Raw genomic sequence first — 12,761 nt, forward strand, 5'->3', positions numbered from 1 at the left:
AGTGATGATGGCGAAGAGGTCACACCCGTTCCCATACCGAACACGGAAGTTAAGCTCTTCAGCGCCGATGGTAGTTGGGGGTCTCCCCCTGTGAGAGTAGGACGTCGCTGGGCAACATGGAAAGAGGTCATCCCGAGAGGGATGGCCTTTTTTTGTGTCTCTAGATGTGGAAGGCGTTCGCCCAGAAATGCTTCGAAGATCAGGCGTGCCCATAGAGGCGTTCTCTGCCTCTGTGGGTGCGAATGATCTTTGAATGTATTTCTAACGCCTGCAACTCGATTCCACAGAGATATGAAGGGCAAGACCTTTTGATGGGGGAAGGACTTTCTAGTAAGGGCAAATATGGCGGAGGTCGACTGGTGCAGATACTCCATTCTATGTCTCGACGAAAACGTAGCAACTGCCTCCGTAAACGTTCCATCTGCCGACGATTCGCATCAAAGCAGCAATCACTGGCCCCACTTTATAGATCACCGCAAGTCATTTCCATAGCCTACCAATGAAAAAATTGCCTCAAATGAATGAATGCCCCAAACCCGCCCTTTCTAGAAAAGCCTTTAAGACTCAAAAGCCTTTTTAGTAAAACCTTTAACAAATCCCTATAAATTTACGTTGACCTTATTGCACAGGTTGCTATAATAGAGAATGTACTGTTCCGAAGTAGCTCAGTTGGTAGAGCATCCGGCTGTTAACCGGCAGGTCGCAGGTTCGAGTCCTGCCTTCGGAGCCATTTTTGCTTCCATAGCTCAGTAGGTAGAGCGCATCCATGGTAAGGATGAGGTCGTCGGTTCGATCCCGGCTGGAAGCTTACAGCTGTCTGCTCTCCGAGGGTAGGCAGTTTTTCTTTAAAACGAAGAAGTTTTTTAGAGAAACCCTTGCATGACCAATTTCGTCATGCTACAATAATTCTTGTCCTGTGAAACAGCGACATACTGGAGGATTAGCTCAGCTGGGAGAGCACCTGCCTTACAAGCAGGGGGTCGGCGGTTCGATCCCGTCATCCTCCACCATAAAGACCTCTTGGAGGGGTAGCGAAGTGGCTAAACGCGGCGGACTGTAAATCCGCTCCTTCGGGTTCGGCGGTTCGAATCCGTCCCCCTCCACCATTTTTTTATAAGTATTGGGGTATAGCCAAGCGGTAAGGCAACGGATTTTGATTCCGTCATGCCTAGGTTCGAATCCTAGTACCCCAGCCATTTTTTCGGGGCCTTAGCTCAGCTGGGAGAGCGCCTGCCTTGCACGCAGGAGGTCAGCGGTTCGATCCCGCTAGGCTCCATAACAAGCACTCGTTTCTTATTTATATAAGAAGTGGGTGTTTTTTTGTATAGGAGGGAAAGAAGATGAACTTGCAGAAAAATGGTGTAACGTTACGACCTTTAGTTCAAACAGATATCGACCTACTATGGGAGACATTTGAGCCCGAAGTATATCAGCATATGCTGACCAAAGTGGAACGCAAGGAACAGCTCGCAGGATGGCTGCAGTATGCAATTGATCGTATGCATTTGCATCAAGATGTCTTGGTCTTTGGTGTCGTTGATGAGATGTCACAGCAACTCGTGGGGACAACACGTTTATATGATATTGACCGGCAACATCGTTCCGCAGAAATCGGTGCTACGATTTACGCCAAATCCGCACAGCGGACACATATCAATACAACATGTAAGTTTCTGCTCCTCTCCTATGCTTTTGAGGAACTGGACCTTGTCCGAGTCCAGATTCGAACAGATGCTGAGAACTTAGCTTCGCAACGTGCCATAGAAAGAATTGGCTTTGTGAAAGAAGGATATCTACGAAATGAGAAAATTCGAAGTACGGGAAAGCCACGGAACACCTATCTCTATTCAATGATTGATTCGGAGTGGAAAGGGGCAAAAGAAGATCTACTTTTATTGATGAATAAATATACGTGATTTTGCGCGGTTGAGCCATCGTTATGTAAGCAGTTACAATAGATATAACGAATTGAGGAGGTATAAAATCATGAATAAATTAAAGATGTCCGTTATTGGTGTACCTATGGATTTTGGTCAAAATCGTCGCGGTGTGGATATGGGACCAAGTGCGATGCGTTATGCGGGCGCCATTCAGCGTCTAGAAGCACTGGGCCATGAAGTGAAAGACGAAGGCGATATTTCAATTGATCAAACTGCTGCTGGACAAGATACAAATACAAAGCTTCGCAATTTACCGGAAGTCATTGAGACAAGCACAAAGCTTGCAGACAAAGTAAGCGAAGTTCTATCTAATAAACGCTTCCCACTAGTTCTTGGAGGCGATCACAGTATCGCTATCGGGACACTTGCAGGACTTGCTAAAAATTATGAGAACCTTGGTGTTATCTGGTACGATGCACATGCAGATATGAACACAGAAGAGACGTCACCGTCTGGAAACATTCACGGGATGCCTTTAGCAGTGAGCATGGGCCTTGGGAATGATAAGTTAGTAAACATTCATGGTTACGCTCCAAAAGTGAAACCAGAGAACATCGTGATTATCGGAGCTCGTTCCGTAGATCCAGGTGAGCGCGATTTGATTAAAGAAAAAGGTGTCAAAGTGTTTACAATGCATGAGATCGATAAACTAGGGATGACAGAAGTGATGAACCAAGCAATGTGGTACTTACGTGACCGCGAAGTAGATGGTGTTCACTTGTCATTAGATCTAGACGGGTTAGACCCGCTTTATACACCAGGTGTTGGAACGCCAGTACCAGGTGGAATCAGCTACCGTGAGAGTCATTTAGCGATGGAGATGCTAGCTTCTTCTAACCTGATCACATCAGCGGAGTTTGTTGAAGTCAATCCAATTTTAGATGAAAAGAATAAGACAGCTGACGTGGCAGTAGCCTTGATGGGTTCATTGTTCGGTGAAAGCTTAGTCTAAAAGATAGACAGTCCCCTTCAAATGAGAAGGGGACTTTTTTCATATCTAGTATGAATAAATCGTCCCCCTGAAGACTCCTAAAATTTGTTATACTAAAAAGAGATAAAAAAAGTGAAACCTTACGATACCTAAGACCGTATAGATTATAGAACCGCAGAGGCGGAGGGGAAATAGAGCATGGATGCAATCGTCAACAAGAGAATCAAACAAGTACTGAACGGAAACCAAGATGCCTATACAGAAATCGTCGATTTGTACCAAGCGCGCTTGTATCAAGTATGCTATCGTATGCTTGGCAACAAACACGAAGCCGAAGATATCACCCAAGAAGCTTTTTTACGTGCATTCATCAATTTGCATTCATTTGATCAAAAGCGAAAATTTTCTACATGGATTTTTCGCATTGCAACGAATCTTTGTATCGATCGAATCCGTAAAAAGAAACCAGACTATCATTTAGATGCCCAAGTACCGGGTACAGATGGTCTCGATATGTACTCACAGATTGCAGCGAGCGAAGAATTGCCTGTGGAACAGCTAGAGAAAATGGAAATGCAAGAGCGGATCCAGTATGAAATCAGCCGTCTCCCAGACAAGTACCGTTCGGTCATCGTATTGAAGTACATGGAAGAATTGCCATTACAAGAAATTAGTGAAATTTTAGATCTCCCACTCGGTACCGTTAAAACGCGGATCCACCGAGGGCGGGAAGCGCTCCGCAAACAAATGAGTCAGCTCCCGGTTACGGAGGTAGGAGGGAAACGATGATGGGTGCATGCCACGAGAAGTATATTGAATTCATGCATGCCTATCTAGATGGAGACATTCAGCCTGAGCAAGAACAAGAGCTGAAGAACCATCTTAAGAGCTGTGAGGCATGTCAAGCACATATGCACGAACTAAGTGACGTTGTGGCTTTCATGAAGAGTGCCCAACCTGTCACAGCACCGCCAGACATGACAGCCAACATTATGGCGTCATTACCAAAACGAAATGTAACGGCAGGTCCGCAAAGCTGGTTCCGTCGTTATCCTATAGTGACGGCAGCTGCCGTGTTCTTAGTCTTCATGAGTGCCATGTTCTTTGGCAACTTTTCAGATGATCAACAGTTCGCGTTTACAAAAGCAGACAATATCCTTGTCGAGGGGGATACAGTCATTGTCCCTGAAGGCGAAGTGATTCAAGGGGATTTTATGGTCCGCAATGGGGATATTCGTGTAGACGGAGCCATTGAAGGCAATTTGACAGTAATCAATGGACAGATCCTTAACGAAGAAGAGATTGGAAACAATGAACTTCTCGCTTCGACCGCTGTTGTAACGGGGGAAATCGAAGAGATTGACCGAGTATTTGATTGGTTATGGTTCAAAATCAAATCTGGCTATCAAGGTCTAGAAAATTGGTTCACAGGTGACGAAAAAACAGAATAGCACTAGTGTAAACTCCCGCATCTCCTATGAGGTCCGGGAGTTTTTTCTATACATATCTATGGTATACTAGAGCCATATGCACTTAGGGAAAGTGGGGTGGCCACATGGACTTTTTGACGCAACTACAAAACAGTGAACCAATTGAATTGTTGATTACGATTCTCGATGTCCTGTTCGTGTGGTTTGTCATCTATAAATTGATTACCTTGATTCGCGGGACCAAAGCGGTTCAGTTGTTAAAAGGTATTTTTGTAATTATTGTGGCTCGTGTCATCACGGATGCCCTTGGTATGGAGACGCTCGGGTGGATGCTCGATCAGGTGATTCGATTCGGTTTTCTAGCCATCATCATTATTTTTCAGCCTGAGATTCGTCGAGCACTTGAACAGCTGGGACGAGGAAAAATCTTCGCTCGCAGTACCTTACAAGAGCAGGAAGAGCAGAACCGTTTGCTGGCAGCAATGTCGAAGTCGGTCAGCTATATGGCCAAACGTCGTATCGGAGCTCTGATTTCCATCGAGCGTGAGACGGGCTTGTCTGAATACATAGAGACCGGGATTCCGATGAATGCAACCATTTCATCTGAATTGATGATCAATCTGTTCATTCCGAATACCCCGTTGCATGACGGAGCCGTCATCATACAGAAAAATAAAATCGCGTCAGCAGCCTGTTACTTGCCGCTTTCAGAAAGTCCTTTCATCTCGAAAGAATTAGGTACTCGTCACCGAGCCGCCATCGGACTGAGTGAAGTGACGGATGCCGTGACCATCGTCGTCTCAGAGGAGACCGGAGCAGTCAGTATCACAGCAAATGGCGACTTGCACCGCAACTTAACGATGGAAGAGTTTGAAGGGCATCTGAAGCGTCTCTGGTTTGGTGAAGAGCAACAACAAGTGACAACTTCCAAATGGTTATGGAGGGGGCCGAAAAATGGATAAGATGATGGATAACCCTTGGTTTCTACGCATTATTTCCCTTTTGTTCGCCGTCCTGTTGTTTATCAGCGTGCAAAATGAATTAGAAGGTAATGAAATCAATGCAGCAGGAACGAGTGTGGAGAGTATTCCGAACGTACCTCTGCAGGTCTACTATGATGATGATAATTTGGTGGTGACGGGTGCACCCCAGACAGTTACTTTGAATATAGAAGGGCCGAGCAACTTGGTCTTGTCCGCCCAAACGATGCAAGATTACACCGTGTTCATCGACTTGCGTGAATTGACTTTAGGACAGCATGAAGTCGAGATTCAATATGAGAATCTGCCAGAACGTCTCAAGGTTCGGACAGATCCGCAGACGGTAACAGTGAACATCGAAGAACTCATTACGGAAGAGTTTACGGTGGAGCCGGATATGAACGAAAGATTGCTTGCTGACAATTATGTGGTAAAATCAACTAATGTTGAGCCAAATCGTGTATCTGTTACAGGTGCTCGAAGTGTAATCGAAGCGATCAGCTTTGTAAAAGCCACTGTCAGCGGGGAAGAAGGGCTCGATGAATCCTTTACCCAAGAAGCACGAGTCCGAGTACTAGACCGTGAATTAAACAAGCTAGACGTCATTGTCGAGCCAGAAGTCGTCAATGTCGCTGTAGAGATTGAACCTTATAGCAAGGAAGTGCCGATTGTCATTGAACAGGAAGGTACTCCTCCAAATGGCGTGACCATCAATTCAGTCACCTCTACGATCTCGAGCGTTCGCGTATACGGCACACGTACGGCTGTCGATTCGCTTGAAGAGCTTGAGGTCAATGTAGATGTTTCAGAAATTCAAGAATCGGGAACCGTCGACATAGAATTAGATAAACCCGAAGGTATAAGCCAATTCAGTCGAGATACGCTCCCGGTGACGTTTGATGTCACTGTAGAACAACAGGAGGCGGAACCAGAAGGAGAAGCCTCCAACGATGCAGCTGCCCTAGACCCGGAAGTAGAAGAAGAGACTACGACGACGCGGACGTTTGAAAATGTACCGATGGTCGTAGCAGGATTGGCAGAAGAGTGGAAGTCCACCTTCGCCATCCCCAGTGAAGGGGTCGTAAACATTACAGCAACCGGCCCCGAATCAGAAGTCAACGAGTTATCCGTATCGGATGTGCAAGTGAGCATTAATGCAAGCACGGTCTCTGAAGCAGGCGAGTATGCACTCCCTATTACAATCGAAGGACCCGATACGGCAACATGGGTGGCAGAGCTTGAGCAGGCAACCATTGTTGTTGAGCAAGCCTAATGCTGCCATGAATTAAGGAGAGAATTACGAATGGGAAAATATTTTGGTACAGATGGTGTTCGTGGAGTGGCAAATGAAGGGTTAACTCCTGAGTTTGCATTTCGTTTAGGACGTGTAGGTGGCTATGTATTGACACAAGGCGCAACTGGCAAGGCAAAGGTGCTTGTCGGCCGTGATACTCGTATTTCAGGTCATATGTTAGAGTCCGCACTAGTAGCTGGGTTATTATCAGTCGGCGTTGAAGTGATGACGCTTGGTGTGTTGAGCACACCAGGTGTTGCTTACTTGACTCGCGTGATGAGCGCAGATGCAGGTGTTATGATCTCAGCGTCTCACAATCCTGTAGAAGACAACGGAATCAAGTTCTTCGGTTCAGACGGATTCAAACTATCAGACGAGCAGGAGAACGAAATCGAAGCCATCCTGGATCAAGAGGAAGATACATTACCTCGTCCGACTGGTGGCGATGTAGGTGCCGTTTCAGACTACTTTGAAGGCGGACAGAAATACCTGCAGTTCTTGAAGCAGTCGGTTACAGAAAACTTTGTTGGAATCCATGTGGCACTTGACTGTGCACACGGAGCAACATCTACGCACGCGACTCATATTTTCGCTGACCTAGATGCAGACATCTCGACGATGGGTGCGTCACCTAACGGCTTGAACATCAACGACGGCGTGGGCTCTACACATCCTGAGACGCTTGCTGCGTTTGTGAAAGAAAAAGGCGCAGACATAGGTCTTGCTTTTGATGGAGACGGTGATCGCGTGATTGCCATCGACGAAAAAGGAAACGTTGTAGACGGCGACCAAATCATGTACATCTTGGCTCGGTACCTTGTAAAAGAGGGCCGCTTGCATAAAGACACGGTCGTCTCGACTGTGATGAGCAACATGGGCTTCTACAAAGCACTTGAGCACCACGGCTTGAAATCGGTACAGACGGCTGTTGGTGACCGTTATGTAGTAGAAGAGATGAAGAATGGCGGTTACAACTTAGGTGGCGAGCAATCGGGACACATCATCTTCCTTGATTACAACACTACAGGTGACGGGTTACTTACAGGTCTTCAACTTGTGAATATCATGAAAGCTACTGGCAAGAAATTGTCGGATCTAGCTGGTGAGATGAAAATCTTCCCTCAGAAGCTTGTAAACATCCGTGTGACGGATAAGCACGCTGTGACAGACAATGAGAAAGTTGCAGCTGTGATTTCTGAAGTGGAAAGCGAAATGAACGGTAACGGGCGCGTACTCGTACGTCCTTCAGGAACAGAGCCACTCGTTCGCGTCATGGTCGAAGCAGAATCACAAGAAGCTTGCGAAAGCTACGTCAACCGCATCGCAGACGTCGTGCGCGCTGAGATGGGCTTAGATCAATAATGACTACCACGTCCTCCTTCGGGGGGACGTTTTTTTGTTTAGTTAGAATGATGGTTGGGGGAGAGAACCGTCAGAGGGAACAAACAGAGGAGCTAAGGGCACAAAGCAGCTCCAAAAGGCACAAATGAGGACGCGAAGGAAACAAAGCCAGCTTCAAAGGGCACAAACCTTCTCGGCGACCCAAGAACTTTCTAGAAAGATCTTCAGGAAATTGAGGTTCTAATGGGTTGGGGGGGAGAGAACCGTCAAAGGGAACAAACAGAGGAGCTAAGGGCACAAAGTAGCTCCAAAAGGCACAAACGAGGACGCGAAGGGAACAAAGCCAGCTTCAAAGGGCACAAACCAAATCTTTCCCCAGACAATCTTAGAGAAGCTAACAAAATAATCTCAACAAACTAGTACAAAACAGCAAAAATTCGATATATCATTTTAAAACTTCATGATAGCCTTAGGAAAAAGGAGGAATCGATATAGAATTTAAATCATTTCAACCGTCCCTATACGCTCTTGAAAATTTCTACGCAAGAATCCCACAATCTCACCCTCAGAAAAATTACATTTTTACTCAACTAAACAATATTAGAGCAGGCTTAAAAGGTGAATTACGTGTACTTCAATTTATAGAGGAATTCGCTTTCCCTAAAGAAACATTAATCATCCATAACTATCAAAGTCGTGTCCATTCAAAGTGGTCCATTCAGATTGACTTTTTGATCCTTACTAAAAAGGGGATTTTAATTATTGAAGTCAAAAATATAGCTGGTCATATAAAGTTTCAACGAAATCCTCCGCAGATTATTAGAACCCTTCCAGATGGTACGGAAAACGGCATGGATTGTCCATTTGTTCAAATGGAAAGAAACTCTAAAGCTATACAACAAATTTTGCAGAATTACTCTAGTGTAAATACACAAACATGTTTAGTATGGGCAAATAGAAAAGCTCGATTGTCTATTGAAGGAATACCAAAACCCCATTCCTTCATCCCCGTAAAGAGTCTACAGTTTTATTTTGAATCCTATTTTAAACAACATGATATATTTTCTAATGAAAGTTTTAAGATGTTGCAGGGACAATTGCTGGCAAAAAACAAAGTCCCCACTAAATCATTGTGTCAACAGTATCAAGTGGCAGAAAAGGATTTGTTAAAAGGCATGTTTTGTAACAAGTGTTTTCAGTCATTGCGTAAACAGAGAAGGACATGGGATTGCCCTATCTGCGTGATAGATGCTAATGATCAAGCTGAAAAAAACCTGATGTGTCAGTTTTCATTGGTTAGCTCACCGTTACGTATTGGAGTTCTACAAGAGAATTTACAACACTTGAGTAGAAAACAGATACGCTTAATACTACAAAAGAACTCCGTTAAATCAAAAGGTATCAAACGTGGAGTGCTATATAGTTTGGAATGATACTTCAAAATTAGCTAAGGGAACAAACAGAGGAGCTAAGGGCACAAAGCAGCTCCAAAAGGCACAAATGAGGACGCGAAGGAAACAAAGCCAGCTTCAAAGGGCGCAAACCCCAAGCGTCCCAACCACTTTCTAGAAAAACCTTCGCCATCCGAATGTTTAATTCTCCGCCAGAGTGGAATACATACAACGTACAAACATTTAGGAGGAGATATAATGGCAAAAGTAGCAACGTTAATCACCAACATGTTTGAAGACGTCGAATGGACAGAGCCGGCGAAAGCCTTGAAAGATGCAGGTCATGAAGTGATCACAATCGAGAAGGAAGCAGGCAAGACAGTGACTGGTAAGAAAGACAACACGGAAGTCACTATCGATAAATCCATCGATGACGTGAACGCAAGTGATTTTGATGCACTCTTACTGCCAGGCGGTTTCTCACCTGACCAGCTACGTGCAGACGATCGTTTCGTCCACTTTACTAAAGAATTTATGGATGCAAAGAAGCCTGTATTCGCGATTTGTCACGGACCGCAGCTGTTAATCACAGCAAAAGCCCTAGAAGGACGCGATGCAACAGGATTCAAATCCATTCAAACGGATATGGAATATGCAGGCGCGAAAGTACAGGACACAGAAGTTGTCGTGTGCCAGAATCAATTGGTTACAAGCCGTCAACCGGATGATATTCCAGCCTTTAACCGTGAAATGTTGAAACTTCTAGAGAATTAGGACTCCCAAGACCTTTGGTGCCTAAGCACCAAAGGCTTTTTTCTGCATAGATTACAATTGACGAGACCCACTAAATTTTGTATGATATGGAGGTTATGCTGAGAAGCATAGGAATACGCGCCAAAGGAGGAAAGCATGCGCGCAAACAAATCGGAAACAAGTTGAAGCGCCAGAGCTAAGGAAATCGGACGGACACAGTCCTTAGCAGACGAGGTGGAGGTTTATCGAGGATTCGGCGGATGCCTCCCGACCGCACTACGCCCGGTTGTCACTCTATTTGTAAACCTGCCAAGTGATTGGTAGACAGACCGAATAGAAGGCGAAACTATAAAGAAGCATTGTCGAAAAAGCGCCCGAAGCGACGCTTATTTTTGCATGACTTCATCAATCGGAGGATTTTTATTATGTGTGGAATTGTTGGATATATCGGCGAACGTGATGCCAAAGAAATTTTATTAAAAGGTCTTGAGAAATTAGAATATCGTGGCTACGATTCAGCAGGAATCGCAGTTCGTAACGAAGAAGGCGTCACAGTCTTCAAAGAAAAAGGACGTATTGCGGATCTTCGTGAAGCAGTAATCGACGACGTTATGGGCAAAACAGGAATCGGTCATACACGCTGGGCAACACACGGTGTGCCGAACCAAGTAAACGCGCACCCTCACCAAAGTACAACAGAGCGTTTCACGCTGGTACACAACGGGGTTATCGAGAACTATCACTTATTACAAAAAGAATACCTACCTGGTGTGACGATGAAGTCAGACACGGATACAGAAGTGATCGTACAGTTGATCGAGAAATTCGTAAACGACGGGTTAACTACAGCTGAAGCTTTCAGCAAAACTCTAGGTCTTCTTCATGGTTCATACGCAATCGCTCTTTTAGATGCTGAAGAAGCACAAACAATCTACGTTGCAAAAAACAAGAGCCCACTTCTTGTAGGTCTTGGAGAAGACTTCAACGTAGTCGCTTCAGACGCTATGGCGATGCTTCAAGTGACAGACACATACGTAGAGCTTCACGATCAAGAGATGGTTATCGTGAAAAAAGAATCAGTTGAAATCCAGAAGCTAGACGGCACGGTTGTAGAGCGCGACTCTTACAAAGCTGAGCTAGACATGAGCGATATCGAAAAGGGTACGTACCCACACTATATGTTAAAAGAAATCGACGAGCAGCCAGCTGTCATGCGTAAAATCATTCAAGCGTACCAGAACGACGCAGGCGAGCTTGCAATCGATTCAAACATCTTAGAAGCTATCAACTCTTCAGACCGCCTATACATCATCGCTGCAGGTACAAGCTACCACGCAGGTCTTGTAGGAAAAGAATACTTCGAGAAAATCGCGAAGAAGCCAGTAGAAGTGCACATCTCAAGTGAGTTTGGCTACAACATGCCAATCCTTTCTGAGAAGCCACTTTTCATCTTCATCTCACAATCAGGTGAAACAGCGGATTCTCGTCAAGTACTTGTTAAAATCAAAGAAATGGGTCACAAAGCTCTAACAGTAACTAATGTTCAAGGGTCAACGCTTTCTCGTGAAGCAGACTTTACATTGTTACTGCATGCAGGTCCAGAAATCGCAGTAGCTTCAACAAAAGCATATGTAGCTCAAATCGCAGTTCTAGCAGTTGCAGCTACAGTAGCAGCGAAGCACGCAGGACACGATGTCGACTTCGACTTGATCAAAGAACTTGGAATCGTAGCGAACGCAGTTCAAGCTATGGTTGATTCAAAAGAAGAAATCGAAGCCATCGCAAAAGATTTCCTTGAAACAACTCGCAATGCATTCTTCATCGGACGTAACGTCGACTTCTTTGTAAGTCTTGAAGGCGCATTAAAACTAAAAGAGATTTCGTACATCCAAGCAGAAGGTTTTGCTGGAGGCGAATTGAAGCACGGTACCATCGCTCTAATTGAAGATGGCACACCAGTCTTCGCTCTAGTTACTCAAGAACCAGTGGCACTCAACATTCGCGGAAACGTGAAAGAGGTCGTGGCACGTGGTGCGAAACCATGTATCATTTCAATGGAAGGTATGGAAGAAGACGGCGATACACTTGTCATTCCAAACGTCCACAGCTTGCTAACACCATTAGTATCTGTGATTCCACTTCAGTTGATCAGCTACTACGCAGCGCTTCACCGCGACTGTGATGTGGATAAGCCGCGAAACTTGGCGAAATCTGTAACAGTAGAATAAAGAATGCTATGCCCCCTTTTGGATTCGTCCGAGAGGGGTTTTTTGTGAAGTAATAAGTTTAACTTGGTGAATTACTAAAACATCTTTACTATTCTTTTGGTTCATCACCATAAGTCGTGGTTGCTATTTAGAACTTCCTAGTTCAAGTTTTAACCTTGTGAAGAAGTTATTCAGATTACGATACCCGAAAGCTCTTCGTTTGATTAGCTTGATTTTATTGTTTGTACCTTCTATTTTTCCGTTAGAGAAAGGCGAGAGTATTGTGTTTTCCATCTCACGTTGACGCACTATAACAGCTTTCGCAATCTTGGCCAGCGGCCCACATGGATGAAACATGAAACGGTCGATCCACTCTTTCAGACGACGAGAGGCTTGTCCAGATGTAGTCGACTTCAATACAAATCGCATATGTTGTAATCCGTAATAGATGTCCTTGATGAACTCGTCTTCACGGAGGCATGCCCGTGCGACCT

Annotated in this window: 11 protein-coding genes, 6 tRNA genes and 1 rRNA gene; 17 read left to right on the plus strand and 1 reads right to left on the minus strand. The window is 45.0% G+C overall.

The features are described from left to right. From rrf to glmS, 17 genes are all read left to right on the plus strand, one after another. A 5S ribosomal RNA gene (gene rrf / locus CF394_RS11820) occupies positions 1 to 113 on the plus strand; the annotation flags it as partial. Between the two features lie 541 nt (positions 114 to 654). Continuing rightward, a tRNA-Asn gene (locus CF394_RS11825) sits at positions 655 to 730 on the plus strand. A gap of 5 nt (positions 731 to 735) precedes the next feature. Further along, positions 736 to 808: transfer RNA gene (locus CF394_RS11830), tRNA-Thr, on the plus strand. A gap of 126 nt (positions 809 to 934) precedes the next feature. Further along, positions 935 to 1,010, plus strand: a tRNA-Val gene (locus CF394_RS11835). 12 nt (positions 1,011 to 1,022) lie between these two features. Beyond that, positions 1,023 to 1,106 (plus strand) — tRNA-Tyr (locus tag CF394_RS11840). A gap of 15 nt (positions 1,107 to 1,121) precedes the next feature. Then, positions 1,122 to 1,196, plus strand: a tRNA-Gln gene (locus CF394_RS11845). A gap of 7 nt (positions 1,197 to 1,203) precedes the next feature. Then, positions 1,204 to 1,276, plus strand: a tRNA-Ala gene (locus CF394_RS11850). A 64-nt stretch (positions 1,277 to 1,340) separates the two neighbouring features. Further along, positions 1,341 to 1,916 (plus strand): GNAT family N-acetyltransferase, encoded by a 576-nt coding sequence (locus CF394_RS11855; RefSeq protein WP_094943894.1) that lies wholly within the window; start codon positions 1,341 to 1,343, stop codon positions 1,914 to 1,916. A 70-nt stretch (positions 1,917 to 1,986) separates the two neighbouring features. After that, the gene (gene rocF, locus CF394_RS11860) at positions 1,987 to 2,892 is read left to right on the plus strand and encodes an arginase (RefSeq protein ID WP_094943895.1); all 906 of its coding nucleotides are present in this window, start codon (positions 1,987 to 1,989) and stop codon (positions 2,890 to 2,892) included. Between the two features lie 177 nt (positions 2,893 to 3,069). Then, entirely contained in the window at positions 3,070 to 3,660 is a 591-nt protein-coding gene (gene sigW, locus CF394_RS11865; RefSeq protein WP_094943897.1) for an RNA polymerase sigma factor SigW, read from the plus strand. Next, complete coding sequence (locus CF394_RS11870; protein ID WP_094943909.1) at positions 3,660 to 4,322, plus strand: zf-HC2 domain-containing protein; 663 nt, start codon at positions 3,660 to 3,662, stop codon at positions 4,320 to 4,322. Before sigW ends, CF394_RS11870 begins: the two co-directional genes overlap by 1 nt. Positions 4,323 to 4,426: 104 nt before the next feature. Then, on the plus strand, positions 4,427 to 5,263 hold the full coding sequence (gene cdaA, locus CF394_RS11875) for a diadenylate cyclase CdaA (protein ID WP_094943899.1): 837 nt from the start codon (positions 4,427 to 4,429) through the stop codon (positions 5,261 to 5,263). Further along, positions 5,256 to 6,554 carry a CdaR family protein gene (locus CF394_RS11880; protein WP_094943900.1) on the plus strand — a complete coding sequence of 433 codons (1,299 nt, stop codon included), beginning with the start codon at positions 5,256 to 5,258 and terminating at the stop codon, positions 6,552 to 6,554. The genes cdaA and CF394_RS11880 overlap by 8 nt, the downstream gene beginning before the upstream one ends. Before the next feature lie 30 nt (positions 6,555 to 6,584). Continuing rightward, positions 6,585 to 7,937, plus strand: a complete 1,353-nt coding sequence (gene glmM / locus CF394_RS11885; protein ID WP_094943902.1) for a phosphoglucosamine mutase — start codon at positions 6,585 to 6,587, stop codon at positions 7,935 to 7,937. A 578-nt stretch (positions 7,938 to 8,515) separates the two neighbouring features. Then, positions 8,516 to 9,349, plus strand: a complete 834-nt coding sequence (locus CF394_RS11890) for a nuclease-related domain-containing protein (protein WP_279327663.1) — start codon at positions 8,516 to 8,518, stop codon at positions 9,347 to 9,349. A gap of 216 nt (positions 9,350 to 9,565) precedes the next feature. Then, positions 9,566 to 10,081, plus strand: coding sequence for a type 1 glutamine amidotransferase domain-containing protein (locus CF394_RS11895; protein ID WP_094943906.1), 516 nt, complete (start codon positions 9,566 to 9,568; stop codon positions 10,079 to 10,081). 404 nt (positions 10,082 to 10,485) lie between these two features. Continuing rightward, on the plus strand, positions 10,486 to 12,288 hold the full coding sequence (gene glmS / locus CF394_RS11900; RefSeq protein WP_094943908.1) for a glutamine--fructose-6-phosphate transaminase (isomerizing): 1,803 nt from the start codon (positions 10,486 to 10,488) through the stop codon (positions 12,286 to 12,288). A gap of 123 nt (positions 12,289 to 12,411) precedes the next feature. Here glmS and CF394_RS11905 read toward each other — a convergent pair. Then, positions 12,412 to 12,761, minus strand: a 350-nt coding sequence (locus CF394_RS11905; protein ID WP_165767443.1) for a transposase, incomplete at its 5' end; no start/stop codon positions are given.

This window comes from Tetzosporium hominis, from assembly GCF_002265435.1.
Classification (GTDB): Bacteria; Bacillota; Bacilli; order Bacillales_A; family Planococcaceae; genus Chryseomicrobium; species Chryseomicrobium hominis.

Excerpts from the sequence above, each read along its gene's own strand:
- CF394_RS11855 (WP_094943894.1), top strand. The coding sequence starts at position 1,341 with ATGAACTTGCAGAAAAATGGTGTAACGTTACGACCTTTAGTTCAAACA.
- rocF (WP_094943895.1), top strand. The coding sequence starts at position 1,987 with ATGAATAAATTAAAGATGTCCGTTATTGGTGTACCTATGGATTTTGGT.
- sigW (WP_094943897.1), top strand. The coding sequence starts at position 3,070 with ATGGATGCAATCGTCAACAAGAGAATCAAACAAGTACTGAACGGAAAC.
- CF394_RS11870 (WP_094943909.1), top strand. The coding sequence starts at position 3,660 with ATGGGTGCATGCCACGAGAAGTATATTGAATTCATGCATGCCTATCTA.
- cdaA (WP_094943899.1), top strand. The coding sequence starts at position 4,427 with ATGGACTTTTTGACGCAACTACAAAACAGTGAACCAATTGAATTGTTG.
- CF394_RS11880 (WP_094943900.1), top strand. The coding sequence starts at position 5,256 with ATGGATAAGATGATGGATAACCCTTGGTTTCTACGCATTATTTCCCTT.
- glmM (WP_094943902.1), top strand. The coding sequence starts at position 6,585 with ATGGGAAAATATTTTGGTACAGATGGTGTTCGTGGAGTGGCAAATGAA.
- CF394_RS11895 (WP_094943906.1), top strand. The coding sequence starts at position 9,566 with ATGGCAAAAGTAGCAACGTTAATCACCAACATGTTTGAAGACGTCGAA.
- glmS (WP_094943908.1), top strand. The coding sequence starts at position 10,486 with ATGTGTGGAATTGTTGGATATATCGGCGAACGTGATGCCAAAGAAATT.